Annotated in this window: 14 protein-coding genes; 8 read left to right on the top strand and 6 right to left on the bottom strand. The window is 71.3% G+C overall.

From position 1 onward, the window contains the following. Positions 1-33 precede the first annotated feature (33 nt). On the top strand, positions 34-2085 hold the full coding sequence (locus tag ACFY8U_RS27295; RefSeq protein WP_389574748.1) for an APC family permease: 2052 nt from the start codon (positions 34-36) through the stop codon (positions 2083-2085). 58 nt (positions 2086-2143) lie between these two features. After that, entirely contained in the window at positions 2144-3472 is a 1329-nt protein-coding gene (locus ACFY8U_RS27290; RefSeq protein ID WP_389574745.1) for a class I SAM-dependent RNA methyltransferase, read from the top strand. A gap of 24 nt (positions 3473-3496) precedes the next feature. On the opposite strand, the gene ACFY8U_RS27285 is transcribed toward ACFY8U_RS27290, so the two are convergent. From ACFY8U_RS27285 to ACFY8U_RS27265, 5 genes are all read right to left on the bottom strand, one after another. Beyond that, positions 3497-4714, bottom strand: coding sequence for a glycosyltransferase (locus ACFY8U_RS27285; RefSeq protein ID WP_389574742.1), 1218 nt, complete (start codon positions 4712-4714; stop codon positions 3497-3499). A gap of 55 nt (positions 4715-4769) precedes the next feature. Then, on the bottom strand, positions 4770-5555 hold the full coding sequence (locus ACFY8U_RS27280) for a VOC family protein (protein WP_389574739.1): 786 nt from the start codon (positions 5553-5555) through the stop codon (positions 4770-4772). After that, complete coding sequence (locus ACFY8U_RS27275) at positions 5552-6124, bottom strand: dihydrofolate reductase family protein (protein WP_389574736.1); 573 nt, start codon at positions 6122-6124, stop codon at positions 5552-5554. Before ACFY8U_RS27275 ends, ACFY8U_RS27280 begins: the two co-directional genes overlap by 4 nt. 46 nt (positions 6125-6170) lie before the next feature. Next, entirely contained in the window at positions 6171-7172 is a 1002-nt protein-coding gene (locus ACFY8U_RS27270; RefSeq protein ID WP_389574734.1) for a GNAT family N-acetyltransferase, read from the bottom strand. 145 nt (positions 7173-7317) lie between these two features. After that, positions 7318-7863: a carboxymuconolactone decarboxylase family protein gene (locus tag ACFY8U_RS27265; RefSeq protein ID WP_389574732.1), complete on the bottom strand. Its 546-nt coding sequence runs from the start codon at positions 7861-7863 to the stop codon at positions 7318-7320. A gap of 80 nt (positions 7864-7943) precedes the next feature. On the opposite strand from ACFY8U_RS27265, the gene ACFY8U_RS27260 reads away from it, so the two are divergent. Further along, a complete protein-coding gene (locus ACFY8U_RS27260) occupies positions 7944-10877 on the top strand; it encodes a BTAD domain-containing putative transcriptional regulator (protein WP_389574730.1) in 2934 nt (977 codons plus the stop codon). A 100-nt stretch (positions 10878-10977) separates the two neighbouring features. Here ACFY8U_RS27260 and ACFY8U_RS27255 read toward each other — a convergent pair whose 3' ends face one another. After that, positions 10978-11766 carry a BTAD domain-containing putative transcriptional regulator gene (locus tag ACFY8U_RS27255; RefSeq protein ID WP_389574727.1) on the bottom strand — a complete coding sequence of 263 codons (789 nt, stop codon included), beginning with the start codon at positions 11764-11766 and terminating at the stop codon, positions 10978-10980. 194 nt (positions 11767-11960) lie between these two features. On the opposite strand from ACFY8U_RS27255, the gene ACFY8U_RS27250 reads away from it, so the two are divergent. From ACFY8U_RS27250 to ACFY8U_RS27230, 5 genes are all read left to right on the top strand, one after another. Beyond that, complete coding sequence (locus ACFY8U_RS27250) at positions 11961-12806, top strand: AfsR/SARP family transcriptional regulator (protein ID WP_361679459.1); 846 nt, start codon at positions 11961-11963, stop codon at positions 12804-12806. A 178-nt stretch (positions 12807-12984) separates the two neighbouring features. After that, positions 12985-13767 (top strand): sirohydrochlorin chelatase, encoded by a 783-nt coding sequence (locus ACFY8U_RS27245; protein WP_389574725.1) that lies wholly within the window; start codon positions 12985-12987, stop codon positions 13765-13767. Between the two features lie 781 nt (positions 13768-14548). Further along, a complete protein-coding gene (locus ACFY8U_RS27240) occupies positions 14549-14815 on the top strand; it encodes an acyl carrier protein (protein WP_071369419.1) in 267 nt (88 codons plus the stop codon). Further along, positions 14799-15782 carry a thioesterase domain-containing protein gene (locus tag ACFY8U_RS27235; RefSeq protein ID WP_389574722.1) on the top strand — a complete coding sequence of 328 codons (984 nt, stop codon included), beginning with the start codon at positions 14799-14801 and terminating at the stop codon, positions 15780-15782. The genes ACFY8U_RS27240 and ACFY8U_RS27235 overlap by 17 nt, the downstream gene beginning before the upstream one ends. After that, the coding region (locus ACFY8U_RS27230) for a beta-ketoacyl synthase N-terminal-like domain-containing protein (protein WP_389574719.1) at positions 15779-19600 on the top strand (3822 nt) is incomplete at its 3' end. The genes ACFY8U_RS27235 and ACFY8U_RS27230, both read left to right, overlap by 4 nt.

Raw genomic sequence — 19600 nt, 5'->3', positions numbered from 1 at the left:
CATGGCTGTTTTCGAACGCTTACGATCCTCTCCGTGTCCAAACTGACCGACCTGCCCAAACGGATCTTGATCGGACGGGCTCTGCGCAGCGACAAGCTCGGGGAGACCCTGCTTCCGAAGCGCATCGCCCTCCCTGTCTTCGCCTCCGACCCGCTGTCCTCGGTGGCGTACGCACCCGGCGAGGTGCTGCTCGTCCTGTCGATCGCGGGTCTGTCGGCCTATCACTTCAGCCCGTGGATCGCGCTGGCCGTCGTCGTCCTGATGTTCACGGTCGTCGCGTCCTACCGGCAGAACGTCCACGCCTACCCGAGCGGCGGCGGCGACTACGAGGTCGCCAACACCAACCTCGGCCCGAAGGCCGGACTGACCGTCGCCAGCGCCCTGCTCGTCGACTACGTCCTGACCGTCGCCGTCTCGATCTCCTCCGGAATCGAGAACCTCGGCTCGGCCATCCCGTTCGTCGTCGAGCACAAGGTCCTCTGCGCGGTCGGCGTCATCGTGCTGCTGACGCTGATGAACCTGCGCGGGGTGAAGGAGTCGGGCAGCCTCTTCGCCATCCCGACGTACGTCTTCGTCGCCGGGGTCTTCATCATGATCGCCTGGGGCGCCTACAAGGGGATCGTCCTCGACGAGACCATGAAGGCCCCCACCGCCGACTTCGAGATCAAGCCCGAGCACCAGGGTCTGGCCGGCTTCGCGCTCTTCTTCCTGCTGCTCCGCGCCTTCTCCTCCGGCTGTGCCGCCCTCACCGGCGTCGAGGCGATCTCCAACGGCGTCCCCGCCTTCCGCAAGCCCAAGTCGAAGAACGCGGCCACGACGCTCGCGCTCATGGGCGCCCTCGCCGTCACCATGTTCTGCGGCATCATCTTCCTGGCCCTCGCCACCGACGTACGGATGGCCGAGAAGCCCGCCCAGGACCTGCTGCAGAACGGCGTGCCGGTCGGCCCGGGCTACGTCCAGGACCCGGTGATCTCCCAGGTCGCCGCCGCCGTGTTCGGCGACGGAACGTTCTTCTTCGTGCTCCTCGCCGCGGCCACGGCGCTCGTCCTCTTCCTGGCCGCCAACACGGCGTACAACGGCTTCCCGCTCCTCGGCTCGATCCTCGCCCAGGACCGCTACCTGCCGCGCCAGCTGCACACCCGCGGCGACCGGCTCACCTTCTCCAACGGCATCGTGCTCCTCGCCGGCGCCGCCGCGCTCCTGGTCTGGGTCTACGGCGCCGACTCGACGAAGCTGATCCAGCTGTACATCGTCGGCGTCTTCGTCTCCTTCACCCTCAGCCAGACCGGCATGGTCCGGCACTGGAACCGGCACCTGAGGACCGAGAAGGACCCGGCCAAGCGCCGCCACATGATCCGCTCCCGCGCGATCAACACCTTCGGTGCCTTCTTCACCGGCCTGGTCCTGGTCGTCGTCCTCGCCACCAAGTTCACGCACGGCGCCTGGGTCGCGCTGCTCGGCATGGTGATCTTCTACGGGACGATGACCGCGATCCGCCGGCACTACGACTCGGTCGCGGACGAGATCGCCGCCGCCGAGGAGCGCCCCGACGAGTACGTACGCCCGTCGCGCGTCCGGTCCGTCGTCCTCGTCTCCAAGCTGCACAAGCCGACGCTGCGCGCGCTCGCGTACGCCAAGCTGCTCCACGCGAACGAGCTGGAGGCGCTGAGCGTCAACGTCGACCCGGCGGAGACCAAGGCGCTGCGGGAGGAGTGGGAGCGGCGCGGGATCAACGTACCGCTGAAGATCCTCGACTCGCCGTACCGCGAAATCACCCGGCCGGTGATCGAGTACGTGAAGAACATCCGCCGCGAGAGCCCGCGCGACGCCGTCTCGGTCTACATCCCCGAGTACGTCGTCGGCCACTGGTACGAGCATCTGCTGCACAACCAGAGCGCCCTGCGCCTCAAGGGCCGCCTGCTCTTCACCCCCGGCGTGATGGTGACGTCCGTCCCGTACCAGCTGCAGTCCTCCGAGGCCGCGCGGAAGCGGGCGAGGAAGCGCCAGGACTGGAACGCGCCGGGTTCGGTGCGCCGCGGTCCGGTCGAGAAGCGCGCGAAGGAATCGACCGGCAAGGGCACGTAGACTGGTGGGCTGCCGCTAGCGGCAGCCCACCTCTCTCTTTCTCTGGAGTCACCCCGTCATGCAGAACGCACCTGTTTCTTCGTTGGTCGGGGAAGAGTACGAGGTCGAGGTCGGCCCGGTGGCCCACGGCGGCCACTGCATCGCGCGTACGGAGGGCGGCCGGGTCCTCTTCGTCCGGCACGCGCTGCCGGGCGAGCGGGTCGTCGCGCGGGTCACGGAGGGCGAGGAGACGTCCCGCTACCTGCGCGCGGACGCGGTCACGATCCTGGAGGCGTCCAAGGACCGGGTGGAGGCGCCCTGCCCGTTCGCGGGCCCGGGCAAGTGCGGCGGCTGCGACTGGCAGCACGCCAAGCCGGGCGCCCAGCGCCGCCTCAAGGGCGAGGTCGTCGCCGAGCAGCTCCAGCGCCTGGCCGGGCTCACGCCCGAGGAGGCCGGCTGGGACGGCACCGTCATGCCGGCCGAGGGCGACAAGGTCCCGGCGGGCGAGGTCCCGCAGTGGCGCACGCGCGTCCAGTACGCGGTGGACACCGAGGGCCACGCCGGCCTGCGCCGGCACCGCTCGCACGAGGTCGAGGTGATCGACCACTGCATGATCGCGGCGCCCGGGGTCTCCGAGCTCGGCATCGAGAAGCGCGACTGGGAGGGCATGGCCTCGGTCGAGGCGATCGCGGCCTCCGGCTCCGGCGACCGCCAGGTCATCCTCACTCCCCGCCCCGGCGCCCGCCTCCCGCTGGTGGAGCTGGACAAGCCGGTCTCGGTGCTCCGCGTCGACGAGAAGGACGGCGGCGTCCACCGCGTCCACGGCCGCCCCTTCGTCCGCGAGCGCGCCGACGACCGCACGTACCGCGTCGGCAACGGCGGCTTCTGGCAGGTCCACCCGAAGGCCGCCCAGACGCTGGTCCTCGCCGTGATGCAGGGCCTGATGCCCCGCAAGGGCGACACGGCCCTCGACCTCTACTGCGGCGTCGGCCTCTTCGCGGGCGCGATCGCCGACCGCGTCGGCGACCAGGGCGCGGTGCTCGGCATCGAGTCCGGCAAGCGCGCGGTGGAGGACGCCCGCCACAACCTGGAGGCCTACGACCGGGTCCGCATCGAGCAGGGCAAGGTCGAGACCGTCCTCCCGCGCACCCGCATCTCCGAGGTCGACCTGATCGTCCTGGACCCGCCCCGCGCGGGCGCCGGCAAGCAGACGGTCAAGCACCTCGCCGGCCTGGGCGCCCGCCGCATCGCATACGTGGCCTGCGACCCGGCGGCCCTGGCCCGCGACATCGCCTACTTCAAGGAGGGCGGCTACAGGGTCCGGACGCTGCGCGCGTTCGACCTGTTCCCGATGACGCACCATGTGGAGTGCGTGGCGATCCTTGAGCCGGTGAAGCAGGGCAGCTGACGACTCGCGGGCCCCTTCCCTTCCTCAGCCGACGGTGTCGAGGAGTAGTTTCGCTGCCGTTGCCGCGCCGTCGGTGTGGACCTCGCCGGCCACGGCCTTCGCCCGGCTGCCGGTTTCCGGGGCCAGGGCCGTCCCGAGCGCGGCCGACAGGGAGTCGACGGTCGGAACCGGGCCGTCGTGGGCTACGCCGATGCCGAGGTCGGCCACCCGGGCGGCCCAGTACGGCTGGTCCGCCAGCTGGGGGACCACCACCTGCGGTGCGCCGGCCCGAGCGGCCGTCGTCGTCGTACCCGCACCGCCGTGGTGCACGACGGCAGCCACGCGTCCGAACAGCTGCTGATGGTTGACCTCGCCGACGGCGAAGCAGTCGTCCCGGTCGTCGATGAGGCCCAGTTCCGCCCAGCCGCGCCCGACGAGGACCCGGTGGCCCTTCGCCCGGACCGCCTCGATGGCAACCCGCGCCGCCTCGTCACCCCCGCGTACGGCCATGCTGCCGAAGCCGACGTACACCGGTGGGGCGCCGGCGTCCAGGAACGCCTCCAGGTCGGCGGGCAGGGGGCGTTCGTCCGGCAGCACCCAGGCGCCCGTCTGTACGACGTCGAGGTCCGGCGTCTTCCGCCACGGGTCCAGCACCGGGTCCGTCGCCAGCCACGGCCGGTCGCCGAAGCCGTAGTCGCGGACGTTGTCCACCGGGGGCAGGCCGATCGACGCCCGGTTGGTGTTCAGCGCCTCGCCGAACAGCGCGTCGATGCTCTGGGCGTCCAGCTCCCACAGCGCCCGGTTGTCGGTCACCTCCGGCGGGAACGGCCGCCCGGGGTATGCCAGCGGCGGGCGCTGCGGCGAAGGCAGGGTCAGCTGCTGGAAGATCGCGGACACGTAGCGGATGCCCAGCTTCTCGGCCACCGAACGCGCACCGGCGATGGCCGGCATCGCCCCCGTCGCCACCAGCACGTCGCACCCCTCTGCCGCCGCGGGCATCACCTCCAGCTGACTGGCGATCAGTTCCGCTGCGCGCTGGGGCAGATTGTCCTTCGACGGCGGCGGAGCCGCGGTCGTCAGCGCGCGGGCCGACCGGCCGACACCCACCACGGACACGCCGACCCCGGCCAGCCGCTCCGCGAAGACCTCGTCCGGCGGCGCGCACACCCGCACCTCCGCGCCGAGCTCCCGCAACCGCACCGCGAGCCCCACCAGCGGTTCGACGTCCCCGCGCGATCCATATGTCGACAACAGCGCACGCATGTTGTGAATCTCCTGTCTTGTGCTGTTCGTGGTTTCTTCGGCTGTGTCTGTCGAGCTACATGGCCCAGGGCAGTTCACGAGTGCCCTCGGTGCCGGGAACGGACGCGACCCCGTCGGCGGGCATCGAGACGTGGGCCTCGGCCTGTTCCGGAGCGTGGATCCGGCGGAGGAGGCCCGGCGGCAGGATCAGGGTCTGGCCGGCCGCGACCTTCTCCGTGCGGCCGAGGCAGGTCACCTCCAGCGCACCCGCGGTGACCGTCCAGACCTGCTCACGGCTGATGGAGTGCTCGGGGCCGGTGGCGCCGGCGTCCATCGTGACCGTCCAGGTGCTGAGTTCGGAGCTGCCGCGGCTGGGGGCCGCCAGGCCGGCCATGGTGGCGTTCGGGGAGATGGTGACGTGGTCGGTGGAGGGTGTGATCACGACCATGGCGGCGCTCTCGTCGTCGGCCGGATGGCCGTCGGCGGTGGCCGCCCATTCGACGAGCTGGACGACGACACCGTTCGGGTCGGTCATCTGGAACAGCCGCTCGCCCCACGGCTCTTCGCGCAGCGGCATGGTGATGGGGGCGCCTGCCGCGCGCAGCTTGGCCTCCTCCGCCGCGAGGTCGGTGACGGTGAGCGCCAGGATCAGACCGGCCGCCCGCTGGTCGCGCTGCTCGGGCGGGAGGACGTCCGTACCTCCGCGGAGCAGGACGACATCGACGGCGGCGTCCCCGCGCGTCAGGGACACGAAGCCGTCGTCGGCCATGGCCACCTCGTAGCCGAGGTGGGTGCAGAGGAACGCGCGGGAGGCGTCCACGTCGGCGACGGTCAGGGAGAGGGTGGAGGCGGAGACGTTCATGCCAGTTCCTTCGCGAAGTGAGTGATGGTGAACCCGGAGTCGAAGGACCGTGTGGCGACCGGGGCGAAGCGCGTCGGGGTGAAGGGGCCGTCGAACAGAGGGATGCCGGATCCGATGAAGATCGGGTGGCGCTTGATGATCAGTTCGTCGATCTCGTCGCCCAGGACGGCCGCCAGCTTGCCGCCGCCGCACAGCCAGATGTCCATGCCGTCCTGTGCCTTGAGCTCACGGACGAGCGCGACCGGGTCGTCGACGACGGTCACCGCCGGATCGGGGCTGACGAGCGAGCGGGAGACGACGTACTGCGTCAGGTGGGCGTACGGGCTGGTGAGCCCGGCCTTCAGGCCCGGGTCGTAGGTCGCGCGGCCCATGATGACCGTGTCGAACCGCTGGGCGGCCCGGTCGGCGACGCCGAACGGCTCACGCGCGGGTGTGGGCATGGTCTCGGGGAAGTCCGCGAGGATCGCCGCGGCTTCCTCGCCCTCGAAGGGGAGGAAGTCGTACTGGCCCTCGGGGCCTGCGATGTAGCCGTCGAGGGTGGCGGATATGTAGTAGATCAGCTTGCGCACGTCTTCTCGCTTCTGCGTGTCGGAGGTGAGGTGGAGGTGGTACGGATCAGGTCGCGGGGACGTCGAGCTGGAACTCGCGCGTGCGCCGGTAGGAGCGGAAGCCCATGCGGTGGTTGACCGCCAGCATGTGGACGTTGTCGTCGGCGTTGTCCGTCTCTATCTCGACGACGCCGGGGTGCTCGTCGCGCAGCCGGCGCACCATGGCGGCCTTGACCCACAGCCCCAGCCCGTGGCCGCGGTGCGCGGGCACGACCGCCGTGTCGTACTGCTGGACGCGCGGCGCCGAGCCCTGGGGGATCAGGATCTCGGTGTAGCCGGCCATGGTGCCGTCGTCGTGGACGGCGGCGACGGTCAGCAGCGTGTCCCCGCGGTCGGCGACGACCGCGGCCATGGCGCGAACGCGGTCCGCGTCCCACGCCACACTGCCGTAGTCCAGGTCTCCGACGGGCATGTCGTTCATCGCGTTCTTGGCCGCGGCGAAAGCGGCGGCGAGGTCGTCGGGAACCGTTCCGGTCCAGCCGGTCAGCCGGTAGCCGGGGTGCTCGGCATCGGCGATCCGGAGCAGGTCGTCCGCGTCCGTCCCGTCGAGGCGCAGCATGAGGTGATCCAGGGTCAGCGCCCGTCGGAAGCCCGACCGTTCGCTGAAGGCCTCGCCCGGACCGTCCGCCGCGGCTGTGGCGATCAGGCTGCGCCGGTTCTCGGTGCGGCAGGCCGCCACGACCGCCGACAGCAGGCGGGAGCCGGCTCCCGTGCGGCGGTGTGCGGGGTCGACGTGGAGTTCCAGTTCGGCCAGGTGCTCCTGGCCCGGGGAGGTGAACACCCGCAGGGCTGCGACTCCGACAGGGCGCCCGTCGGCAGCGGTGGCCAGCCAGGTCAGCCGGTGGCTGCCCAGGGCGGGCTTGGTGAGCTGGGCGTGGATCTGTCCGGGGTCGGGGGTCGGCACTCCGGGCAGGTCGTGGGCCGTCGAGGCCGCGACGACCTGATGCCACGCGACGGCATCGGCGGCCGAAACGCGCTGGAGCGGATTGACGTGTACTGCTGTGGTCAAGGTGATGTCTTTCGTCGTCGAGTTGTTCGTACGTCGGGATGGTCCCGAGGGTGCGCTGCCGTCCGCCGAGGGACCGCGACGGAGGGGGCTGGGGCGACCCGGTTCGGACGACCCGGCTCTACCGGATCACCGCGTCCGCGTTCTTTCAGTCGGTGTGGCGCACCAGCGGCCAGTCGATGTCGACTCGGGCGGCCGTGGCGAGGTAGTTGGTGAACACGTTGAGGGCGACATGGGCGACGACCTCGACGATCTGCCCGTCGGACAGGCCGGCGCGCCGGGCGGCGGCCAGTTGCTCGTCGGCAAGGGTTCCGCGCTCACGGACCATCACGGCGGCCAGCTCCAGGACAGCGGCGGCCCAGGGGTCGTCGGCCTCGCCCCGCCGCGCGCGGGTGGCCTCGGCCGCACTCAGCCCGGCCACCTTCGTCCCGCGGAACGCATGCACGGAGAGGCAGTAGTCGGATCTGTTCTCCTGCGCCACCAGCAGCGCGATCCGCTCGCGTACGCCCGCCGACAGGGTTCCCTCCGCGCCCAGGGCGGTGACGGCGTCCACGTACCCCTTCAGCACGGCCGGGCTGTTCGCCATCACCCTGGCCAGGTTGGGGACGACCCCCAGGGCCTGGTGGGTGGCGGTGAAGAGAGCTGCGGCTTCATCGGTCGTGATCTCCGGTTCGACGGTGTGGAGTCCTTGCATGCCGACAACCATGCAGGGTGATCTTGATACATTCCCGATGCTTCCTCGATGCACGCGCTGGTGACCTCTGGAGTGACGGCATGCGGTTCAAGATCCTCGGCCCGGTGGAGGCCGTGGCTCCCGGTTCGGACGCGCCCGGCCTTGCACCCCGCCACCGCGCGGTGCTCGCCTACCTGTTGCTGCATGCCGGGGTCCCGATCAGTGCGGATCGCCTGATCGACGCCATGTGGGGGCCGCTGCCCCCGGATTCCGCCCGCGCACAGATCCAGACCACCATCGCCGCGATCCGTCGCATGCTGCGCGCTTCGGAAGCCGACCGGATGCTGGCCACGCGGCCGGCCGGGTACGTGATCACCCCCGAGCCGGGACAGCTCGATCTGGACGAGTTCACCAGCCTGACCGCCAAGGCAGCGGACGTCTCCGACGACCCGGGGGAGACCGCGGACCAGATACGTGCGGCGCTGGCGCTGTGGCGGGGAGAGCCGCTGGCCGACATCACCGCCCATTACGTCCAGGGCGCCAGAGCACGTCTGAACGGGCAGTTGCTGACCGCCGTCGAGCGCCTGGCCGAGCTGGAACTGGCCCGGGGGCGGCACGACGACCTCATCGACGAACTGTCCGTCCACGCGGCGGCCAACCCTCTGCGGGAACGGCTCTGCTGCCAGCTGATGCTCGCCCTGCACCGCGCCGGACGCCAGACCGACGCGCTACAGGTGGCACGAACCTTCCGCGAGACCCTGGCAGAAGAGCAGGGACTGGACCCCGGCCATGCGTTCGGCAAGCTCGAACAGGACATCCTCCGGGACGCCCCCGATCTACGGCCGCCGGTCACCGCGCCGCCGAAGCCGCAGGGGATCAACTTCCTTCCGTACGACGTCCCGGACTTCACCGGACGCGAGGACGAGCTCGACGGGCTGATCCGCCTGTGGTCGGGCAACAACGGCGGCGTCGTGACGATTTCGGCGATCGACGGGATGGCAGGGGTCGGCAAGACGACGCTCGCGGTCCACGCGGGGCACCGCCTCGCGGATCACTTCCCGGACGGACAGCTCTTCATCGATCTGCAGGCGCACACCGCCGGCCAGGCGCCCCTCGACGCCGGTGCCGCGCTCGAGATCCTCCTGGGCCAACTCGGCCTGGCCGCCCAGCACATACCCGCTTCGGTCGCCGACCGCGCCGCGCTGTGGCGGTCCGAACTCTCCGGCCGTCGCGTGCTGGCCGTGCTCGACAACGCCCTCGGCGCCGAGCAGGTACGACCGTTGCTGCCCGGAGCCTCCCGCACCCTCATCCTGATCACCAGCCGCCGACGGCTGACCGACCTCGACGGGGCACACGCCCTGTCCTTGGACGTCCTGCCCGCCGCGGAGGCCGTGGAGCTGTTCACGGCGATCGTCGGCGAACGGGCGGGCGCAGAACCCCTGGCCGTCCTCGATGTCCTGCAGTTGTGCGGATTCCTGCCGCTGGCCGTCCGCATCGCCGCCGCCCGCCTGCACCATCGGCCCCGCTGGACCGTCGCATACCTGGCCGACCGGCTCCGCGACCAGCGCCGCAGACTCTCCGAGCTGGCCACCTCGGAGCGAGGAGTGGCAGCGGCGTTCACGCTGTCGTACGAGCAGTTGACCGAGGACCAGCAACGCATGTTCCGGCTCCTGGGGCTCCAGCCGGGCCGCGACATCAGCCCCGAGGCGGCTTCCGCGCTGGCCGACCTCCCGCTGGATGAGGCCGAGACGCTCCTCGAAGACCTCCTGGACGCCCATGTCCTGACCCAGCACCAGCTCGGCCGCTACACCTTCCACGACCTGCTGCGCGAACACGCCCTCGCCACCGCGGCCGCCCAGGAACCCCTCAATGCCCAGCGCGAGGCCCTCGGCCGGCTGTTCCACCACTATCTCCACCTCGCGAGCACGGCCATCGACCACCTCTACCCCGAGGGCAAGGACCGCAGGCCACGCATCCCCGCGCCGGACGCCCCGGCCTGGCCCCCGCAGGACGAGGCCGAGGCGATCACCTGGCTGGACAGCGAACGCGCGAACCTCATGGCGACCGGCCAGTACGCGGCCGAGCACGACTGGCTGCCGCACACCAGCCAACTGGCCGCCACCCTGCACCGCTACCTGCTGGGCCACGCCCACCAGGCCGACGCGCTGGCCCTCAACGACCTGGCACTGCGAGCCGCCCGCCGGAGCGGCGACTCGGCAGCCGAAGCCCGCACGCTCATCGACCGCGGCCAGGTGTACTTCTGGTGGCACGGCGCCTACGAGCAGGCGGCCGAGCACTACCGGAACGCCCTGGACCTCGCGCGCGGGATCGGCGACCAGGGCGCGGCGGCCGGCGCGCTGCAGGCCCTCGGCGCCGTCTCCAGGCGACGGCGGGAGTACGACCAGGCCCACGACCACAGCGCGCAGGCCCTCGAGCTCTTCCGCGAGCTCGGCGACCGCGTCGGCGCGGCCAGGTGCCTGACCGACCTCGGCATCGTCCACGAATGCCAAGGACGGTACGAGGACGCCCACGAGCACCACCGGCAGGCGCTGAACGTGCACCGCGAGACGGGGTCCCGCATCGGCCAGACCGTCGTGCTCAACAACATCCGGCTGGTCTACCAACGGCAGGGCCGCTACGACGAGGCCCGGCACCATCACCACCAGGCCCTGGAGCTGAGCCGCAGGTTCGACTTCCCCGGAGACGAGGCCGAGTCGCTCAACGCCCTAGCGGAAGCCGCACGGTCCATGGGCGACCTCGCCCGGGCCGCGGCCGAACACGACACCGCGCTGACCCTCGCCCGCGAGTGCAGCTACCGCCCCGAGCAGGCCCGCGCCCACGACGGCCTGGCGCACGTCCACCGCGACCTCGGCCGCATCGACCTCGCCCACGACCACGCCCGGCAGGCCCTCGACCTCTACACCGCCCTGGCCGTCCCCGAGGCCGACGAGATCCGCGCCTTTCTCACCGGGCTTCCACCGACCGCGAACGAGCCCGACAAGCCGGAGGTTTCCACCGCCGACCGGCCGTCGTGAACGGGGTCGACCGGCATGGCTTTCCGGACGACGCCGACTCCGCCCCTCGGTTCCCTCGGCAGTCGTGGATCCTGGCGCCGGTCATGAAGGACGCCTGAGGTCAGCGGACCAGGACCGGTCGTGTGCGGGGCGTGGGGGTGGGCTCCTCGTGGAGGATCACGCGGAGCGTGTCCTTGAGGCGGCGGGAGGGTTCGATGCCCAGGTGGTCCGTGAGCTGGCGGCGGGCGCTGTGGTAGGTCTCCAGCGCTTCGGCGCGGCGGCCCACGTGGTAGAGGGAGAGCATCAGCATCTCGGTGATCCTCTCGCGCCAGGGATGGACCACGCTGATCGCGCGCAGTTCGCCTATCGCCTCCTCCGTGCGGCCGCAGTGGAGTTTGAGCTCCAGGCGGGTCTCCTGGGCGGTGAGGTACTCCTCCTCCAGCTGGACGGCCATGCTGTGGCAGAGGGGGCTGTTGCCGACGTCCTGGAGCGGTTTGCCGCGCCAGAGGGCGAGGGCGGAGTCCAGGAGGTCGACCGCGCGGCCCGGGTCCTTGTCGGCGACGCGTCTCGCCTCCGTCGTGCGACTCCGGAAGGTGTGCATGTCGACGGCGCTCGGATCGACCTTCAGGACGTAGCCGGCCGAGTGGGTGACCACGGGCGGCGTGTCGTCGGAGGAGGCGGACAGCCGGCTGAGGGTGCGGCGGAGGCGGGACACCTGGGCCTGGAGGGCGTTGTGGGCCGTGTGCGGCGGGTCGTCGCCCCACAGTTCGTTGTAGAGCTGCTCGTTGGTGAGGAGCCGTCCGTCCGCCAGGAGCAGGGAGGCGAGGAGGATGCGCTGCCGGTGACCGGCGACAGGGGTCAACTCGTTGTTCGTGACGATTCCGACCGGTCCGAGGATGGTGAATCTCATGGGGGAAGCCTCACACGGCACCGGGAGCCGGTACTTGAGACGCGTCTGATGCCCCTCTGGGCTTTCGCTGGAGTCGAGATCCGGCCAAAGCGATCACGTTGCCGTTCACGGCCGATTGGTGACCGGATCACTACTGGAATTTGATCGTCCCTGCCAGCATCAAGGTGCTTACTGGTCGGGGGGGAGTTGGCTAAGTGGAGATCAAGTTGCTGGGGACGTTGGCCGCGCATCTGGGTGGTACGGCGTGGACACCCAGCGCTGCCAAGCACCGTCAGGTGCTGGCCCTACTGGCACTGAGAGCCGGGCACACGGTGCCCATGTGGGAGCTGATCGACGAACTCTGGGGCGACAGCCCACCGCGCAGCGCCCAGGCGACGTTGCAGACGTACATGATGCAGTTGCGGCGTGCGATCACCGCCGCCGGTGTGAAGAGCGGGACGGAGTGCCGCGTCAAGGAGATCCTCGCGACCACGCACGGCGGTTACGTCCTCAACATAGGTCCCGGATACGTGGACGCGCTGGAGCACGAGAGCCTGGCCGCGGCCGGCCTCGCGGCAGCACGCCGCGGAGACCACCCGCGCGCCTCCGAACTGCTCAACCAGGCCATTTCCCTGTGGCGGGGCAACGCCCTCTCGGACGTCGCCCAGGGCCCGCCGCTCAGGGTCGAGACGCTGCGGCTCGAGGAGTCGTGCCTCAGCGTCCTGGAGACCTGCGTCGCCGTCGACCTGGCCTCCGGGCACACCGCCGAGGTCCTGAGCAGGCTCACGGAGCTGACGGCCCGCTATCCGATGCACGAGCGGTTCCATCTTCAGCTGATGGTCACGCAGTACCAGGTCGGGCGGATCTGGCAGGCCCTCGAGACCTACCGCCGGCTGCACACGCGGCTCGTGACGGAGCTCGGACTCGAACCGTCCGAGGCCGTTCGTGACGCGCACCAGCGGATGCTCCGCCGGGACCCCACCCTCACGCTCGACGTGGCCGGAAATGGGGGCGCGGTCGTGCGGGGAGAGTCGCCGTTCGGCCAACTGCGCAGCGCCTGAACCTCCGCCTCGAAGTGAAACGGACCGGTGAACCCCACCGGTCCGCTTCCCGTTCCGCCCGCCGGCGGCGTCCGCTCCGGGGTCGGTCAGCGCCCGGTCAGTGGCGTGTGACCGGCCTCGCCTAGCGTGCCGAGCGCGGCGGAACCTCCCGTCGTACGGGGGGCCCAGGAGGTGCCGTATGTCCGTCGGTCGCATGCTCGCCCCGCACGGACCGCATGCCACGCCCGTCGTACGTACGGTGGGTCCGGCCGGGACTGCCCTGCTCCTGGTGGCCCACGGCAGCCGCGGCCCCCGCCACTCGGCCACCCTGCGCACGCTCGCCGACGGCGTCCGGTCCCTCGCCGGCCTGCGGACCGAGTTGGCCTTCCTGGAGTTCGACCGACCCGGAATCGCCGACGTGTTGGGCGACAGCGTCGCCGACGGCGCCGATCGGGTCGTCGTCGTCCCCCTCCTTCTCTCCCGCGCCTACCACGCGACGACGGACCTGCCCGCGGCCCTGGCCGGGGACTGGGCCGTGCCCGTGCGCACGACAGAGGTCCTCGGCGGATCGCCCCTGCTCGTCGCCGCTCTCGAACGGCGGCTTCTCGAAGCCGGGTCGGGGACCGCCGACCGGGAATCGACCGGCGTCGTCGTCGCCGCGACCGGGTCGAGGGACGCCGACGCGCGCGCGTCCGTCGCCGCCGTCGCCGGAGCGCTGCGGCAGGCCGGCTGGCGCGACGCCCTTCCCGCGTACGTCACCGGTCCCGGGCGGCGGCCCGGCGACGCCGTACGGGAACTGCGCGCCCGGCGGGTGCCGCGGGTGGCCGTCGCGCCGTACGTCCTCGCGCCCGGCCTGCTACCCGACCGGATCGCCGCCGAGGCGGCGGCCGCCGGGGCGGACGTCCTGTCCGCGCCGCTGGGCGCCGCCCCGGAGCTCGTACGGCTCGTCGTCGAGCGGGGGGTGGGGGCGGTCGCCGGGTGAGGTGCGCCGTTCCGGCCGTGCTCTTGCCCGTACGTCGCGCACGTTCCCTGTCCGAAGAATTCCGCCACCTGTCGACGAGGCTTTATCGACGGCATGCCGGCCCCTCGTGGAGAGCTGCGACCGCCCAGGACACCTCGTTTCCGGTCGCATTCTTCCGGATCTTCTTCAGGCGTCGGAGAGAAGACGTGGTGAGGGATTTCTTCCTTCTTGGATTCCTGGACGTCACGCCGTCGAAATCATTTGTGCCGCAACGCAGTCGAATTGATGGGACCCAGCCGGGTCGAGGGTGCGCGGCGCGCCTGGTGGGTGATTCGGATCGCGGCGAAGCAAGGTGAATGGGGCATGGAATTCCATTGGCTCTTTCACATCATACGAAAGCGCCCGGACGGCGCGCTGAGCTGCTTCTGACGCGCCGCTGACATTCCGAAAGAGCTTCGGACCAGGCTCGATGGGGTCGCCGAGCCCGTTTCCACCGACTCGTCTGCGTACGGAGGGGTGGGCCGAGGGGATGCGCGGAGCGGAATCCCGGTGTCGTTCCTGGTCGGCCCGGCTGCGCCGGGCCGCTGCCGTCTCCGGGCCGGCCACGGTCGGTGCTTCCGAAATGGGAAGTCGTTTACCCAGGGGTGTGTTGCACAATCGGTGACGCTCTCCCTAGGCTTTCGAACTGCGAGCGGAGGCCTGACCGCTCATTGTTCTCTCACGTACACCTGTGCACCCCGGAAGCCTGTTTCAGTGGCGTCCGGGGTGGCAGGTGCGTGCAGGTTCTAGAAAGGAACAGGTAATGGTCAAGGTCACGGCCGGCGAGGTTCAGGAATGGCTTGTGCAGAAGATCGCGGACCGGCTCGGTGAAGACCCGTCGAGCATTTCCCCCGGGCAGTATTTCGACGAGCTCGACCTCGACAGCACCGAGGCGCTCGTCATCGCCGGCGAGATGGAGAACTGGCTCGGGTTCGAGCTGGGCACCACGGCGCTGTGGTACCACCCGACCATCGAGGCCCTGTCGGCACACATCGCCGAGGAGAGTGCTCAGCGTGGCGCGGCGGCCTAGCAGAGCGGCCGCCGCACAGGTGCTGGTACGTCACCGGGCGACCCCGCCCGGTGGCCGTACCGTCTACGCCGTTCACCCCGGTGCCCTGCCGGTCGCGACCTGGGCCAACCTGGCCGGAGCGCTGCCGCAGGACACGGGGTTCGCGGTGCTCGACGTCGGCGCCGTCCCCGCGTACGTGGAGGCGGCGTTGAATCCCGGCGCGTCCGACCTGACCGTCGACCGCCTGGTCGACATCCTGATCGACGCCTACCGCGCGGACGTCGCCGGCAGTGCGGAAGCGGGGGGCGGAGGCCCGGCCGGGCCCGTCACCTTCGTCGGCTGGTCCTTCGGCGGTGTCCTGGCACACGGGATGACGGAGCGTCTGAAGCCCGAGGAAAGGCCGGACGGCATCGTGCTGCTCGACAGCATCGCGCCGACGGAGACGTACACCTACGCGGAGGACGACTTCGTCGACCCCAGGATCGTCCTGCGCTGGTTCGCGATGTTCCTCGGCGCCAAGCGCGGCACGGATGTTCCCTTCCGTACCCCGTCCGTCCCCCCGGCCGCGACGTCGTCCGAGGTTCCGTCCTCGGCCGTCGGCGCCGACCATGTCCTCGCCGGACTGGAGCAGCTGCTCCAGGACGCCGTGGCGTGCGGCGCGCTGCCCGAGGGGACGCCGGTGCAGAGCATCCGGAAGCTCTTCGACGCCTACACGGCGGGGCTCCTGCGCAACAACCGGCTGACCTCGCCGTACCGTCCGCTGCCCGCCACCGTGCCCCTCACCCAGATCAAGGCGCGGCACAGCCTCATCCCCTCCGACCCGACCCTCGGTTGGGCCGAACTGGCCGATCGCACGGTGGAGGCGCACTCCGTGCCCGGCGACCACTACACCATGCTGATCCGCCCGGACGCCTCGCGGGCCATCGCCGGTCTGATTCCGGACGCCCGGCCTCCACAGCTCGTCACCACCCGGAGGGACACGCAGTGAACGAATTCCAGGAACGGATGCTCGACCGCAGACTGGCCCGGGACCCCATCGCCATCGTCGGCCTGTCCGGGCTCTTCCCGAAGTCGCAGAACGTACGGGAGTTCTGGGCCAACGTCGTGGCCGCGGCCGACTGCACCACCGATGTGCCCGCCGGGCACTGGGACGTCGACGAGTTCTACGACCCCGACCCCTCGGTGCCCGACAAGACCTACGCCAGGCGCGGCGGCTTCATCCCCGACGTACCCTTCAACCCCCTCGAGTTCGGCCTCCCGCCGAACACGCTCGAAGTGACCGATGTGCTCCAGCTGTTGAGCCTCACGGTCACCCGCGACCTTCTCAAGGACGCCGGAGCCGACCAGGGCTGGTACGACCCGAAGCGCACCGGCGTGGTCCTCGGCATCACCGGCGCCAACCAGCTGACCCAGCCGCTCACCGCCCGGCTCCAGAGCCCCGTGCTCAAGGAAGTGGTCAGGAGCTGCGGGCTCTCCGAGCGCGACGCCGAGGAGATCGCCGCCAAGTTCCGTATGGCGTACGCCCCGTGGGAGGAGAACTCCTTCCCCGGCATGCTCGGCAACGTCGTCGCCGGCCGTATCGCCAACCGGTTCGACCTCGGCGGCATCAACATGACGATCGACGCCGCCTGCGCCAGCTCGCTCGGCGCGGTCCGAACGGCCGTCAGCGAGCTCCTCGAGGGGCGCGCCGACACCATGCTCACCGGCGGCTGCGACGCCGAGAACACCATCTTCATGTACCTCTGCTTCAGCAAGACGCCCGCGCTCTCCAAGTCCGGGCGGATCCGCCCGTTCGACAGTGAGGCCGACGGAACGCTGATCGGTGAGGGCATCGGCATGCTGGCCCTGCGCCGCCTCGCCGACGCCGAACGCGACGGCAACCAGGTGTACGCCGTCCTCCGGGGTCTCGGCACCTCCAGCGACGGACGCTTCAAATCCATCTACGCCCCCCGCAAGGAGGGCCAGATGGAGGCGCTGCGCCGCGCCTACCAGGACGCCGACGCGGCCCCCGACAGCATCGAGCTCTTCGAGGCGCACGGCACCGGTACGGCCGTCGGCGACGCGACCGAGCTGAGCGCGCTCACCGAGGTGGTCGCCAAGGACGGCGGCGAACGGGGTTATGCCGCCATCGGCAGCGTCAAGTCCCAGATCGGCCACACCAAGGCGGCGGCCGGCGCGGCCTCGATGATCAAGCTCGCCTTCGCGCTGCACCACAAGGTCCTGCCGCCCACCATCAACGTGGACCGGCCCAACGCCGCCTTCGGCACGGACAGCCCGTTCTACGTCAACACCAGAACCCGGCCCTGGATCCGCGACCCGAAGCGCCCCCAGCGCCGGGCGGCGCTCTCGGCGTTCGGCTTCGGCGGCACCAACTTCCACGCCGTGCTCCAGGAGCACGGCGACGGCGACGACCTGGCGGTCCGCTTCCCGGTCGCCCGCGTCCACCTCTGGCACGCCGCGGGCCCCGAGGCCCTCGCGGAGGCCCTCGCCGCGAAGACGCCGCCCACCGGCGGACCCGTCCCCGCGGCCCACGCCCGGGTGGCCTTCGTGGCCCGCGACGAGGCCGAGGCCGACGCGCTGCGCGACATCGCGGCGGGCGAACTGCGCGCGCGTACGGACCGCGACGCGTGGTCCCACCCCAAGGGGGTCCACTACCGGCGGTCCGCCGGCGACACGGGCCGGGTGGCCGCGCTCTTCGCCGGACAGGGCAGCCAGTACGTCGACCCGGGCCTGAGCGCCGTCCTCGCGCTGCCCCCGCTGCGCTCCTCCTTCGACCGTGCCAACCAGCACTTCCGCGAGGACACCCCGCTCTCCAGGGTGGCGTTCCCGCCGCCGCTCGTCGACGACGAGGGCCGCGCCGCCCAGGAGGCCGCCCTGCGGGCCACCGCCTATGCCCAGCCGGCCATCGGTGCCCTCTCCGCCGGTCATTTCCGGTACCTCACCGAACTCGGCTTCGAGGCCGAGGGCTTCCTCGGCCACAGCTTCGGCGAACTCACCGCCCTCTACGCGGCTGGGGCGTACGACGAGGACACCCTCCACCAGCTGGCCCGCGCCCGCGGCCGGGCCATGTCGCCCGCCTCCGGGCAGGCCGCCGAGGACACCGGCGCGATGGCCGCCGTCTTCGCCCCCGAGGAGCGCGTCGCCGAACTCCTGGCGGAGCGCGAGGGGCTGCGCGTCTGCAACCGCAACGCGCCCGACCAGATCGTGATCGGCGGCGCCACCGCCGAGGTCGACCGCCTGGTCGAGGCCGCGGGCCTCGCCGGGGTGCGCGCCCGACGGCTGCCGGTCTCCGCGGCCTTCCACACCCCCTTCGTCGCTCACGCCGTGGACGACTTCCGGGCCGTCGTCGACACCGTCGACATCGGCGTGCCGCGTGGGCGCGTCTACGCGAACAGCCCCGGCGCCGTCTACGGCACGGACCCCGTCGACAACCGTCGTGTCCTCGCCGAACAGCTCATCAACCCGGTGGAGTTCGCGACGCGTGTCGAGGAGATGTACGCGGACGGGTTCCGGGTCTTCGTCGAGTTCGGTCCCCAGTCCGTCCTCACGGGGCTGGTCGGCCGCATCCTGGGCGACCGCCCGCACAGCGCGATCGCCCTCGACGGTGGACCGGGCAAGGACGCCGACCTCACCCTCAAGCAGTCCGTGGCCCGGCTCGCGGTGCTCGGTCTCCCGGTCGCCGTCACCGACCGGTATGCCGCCGCCGTGGAGGAGCCCGTCCCGACCAAGGGCATGTCGCTGATGCTGAACGGCATCAACTACGTGTCCCCGGAGCGCCGGGCCGCGTACCAGGATGCCCTGTCCAACGGCTACCGGGTGCCCGCGGCCGTCGCACCGAACGGCGCCGCCGCAGCGGTTTCGGCCGTGACACCGGTTTCGGCCGTGACACCGGTTTCGGCCGCCGTGCCGGTCGCCGCCGTGCCGGCCGCCGCCGCGCCCGCCGTCCTGCCTGGGGCGCGTGGAGCGGAGCAGCCGGCCGTACGTGCGGAACCTCCGGCCCCGAGCCTCCCGCAGGCCGCCCCTGCGCGGGCGACGGAGCAGCCCCTCCCCGAACCGACCCGGGCCGTCCCGACGGTCACCGGTACCGCAGCGGGGGACGTCCGGATCCCTCTGGACACCCAGCCCCCTGCTCAGGAGAACGAGCACATGCCCAGTGATCGCTTCACCGAACTTCTCTCGGACCATCTCTCCCTCCACGACGAGTACCTCAACGGCCAGCTGCAGAGCGTCGAGCGCCTCACCCACATCCTGGAACGAGCAGCCGATCAGGGGCAGTTGGAGCAGGTGCTGCCGGGTGTGAGCTCCGTCAAGGAGCACGGCCTCGCGATCGGGCGCACCCATGCGCACGCCAACGACGTGCTGCGTCAGCTGGCCCAGCTGGAGATGGGCGGTGCCGCCGCCGCGGCCCCCGCGCGCTCCGCCCCCGCGCCGTCCGTCCCTGCGCCGTCCGTCCCCGCGCCGAGGCCCGCAGTCCAGGCGCCGGCCCTGCCGGAGCCCCCGGTCCTCCCGGCGCTGCCCCCGGGCTGGACCCCGCCCGTACCGGTCGGGACTCCGGTCCCGGAGGCGGCCCCGGCCCCGGCTCAGGAGCCCGTTTCCGCTCCTGCCCCTGCCCCTGCCCCTGCCGCGGGTGCTGTCTCTGTGGCGTCTGCGGGTGTGGACGTGGAGACGGTGCGGTCGGTGTTGTTGGAGGTGGTGGCGCAGAAGACGGGCTATCCGGCGGAGATGCTGGAGCTCGACATGGGTGTGGAGTCGGATCTGGGGATTGATTCGATCAAGCGTGTCGAGATCATGGGGGTGATTCAGGAG

It is taken from the genome of Streptomyces sp. NPDC012508, from assembly GCF_042902595.1.
Taxonomy (GTDB): Bacteria; Actinomycetota; Actinomycetes; order Streptomycetales; family Streptomycetaceae; genus Streptomyces.
Note: the sequence above shows the minus strand (reverse complement) of the source record. Positions and strands in the feature narration are given on the sequence as shown.

Coding starts and splice junctions, on each gene's coding strand:
- ACFY8U_RS27280 (WP_389574739.1), bottom strand. CDS start 5,555: ATGAACGTCTCCGCCTCCACCCTCTCCCTGACCGTCGCCGACGTGGAC.
- ACFY8U_RS27240 (WP_071369419.1), top strand. CDS start 14,549: ATGGTCAAGGTCACGGCCGGCGAGGTTCAGGAATGGCTTGTGCAGAAG.
- ACFY8U_RS27290 (WP_389574745.1), top strand. CDS start 2,144: ATGCAGAACGCACCTGTTTCTTCGTTGGTCGGGGAAGAGTACGAGGTC.
- ACFY8U_RS27245 (WP_389574725.1), top strand. CDS start 12,985: ATGTCCGTCGGTCGCATGCTCGCCCCGCACGGACCGCATGCCACGCCC.
- ACFY8U_RS27255 (WP_389574727.1), bottom strand. CDS start 11,766: ATGAGATTCACCATCCTCGGACCGGTCGGAATCGTCACGAACAACGAG.
- ACFY8U_RS27265 (WP_389574732.1), bottom strand. CDS start 7,863: ATGCAAGGACTCCACACCGTCGAACCGGAGATCACGACCGATGAAGCC.
- ACFY8U_RS27285 (WP_389574742.1), bottom strand. CDS start 4,714: ATGCGTGCGCTGTTGTCGACATATGGATCGCGCGGGGACGTCGAACCG.
- ACFY8U_RS27260 (WP_389574730.1), top strand. CDS start 7,944: ATGCGGTTCAAGATCCTCGGCCCGGTGGAGGCCGTGGCTCCCGGTTCG.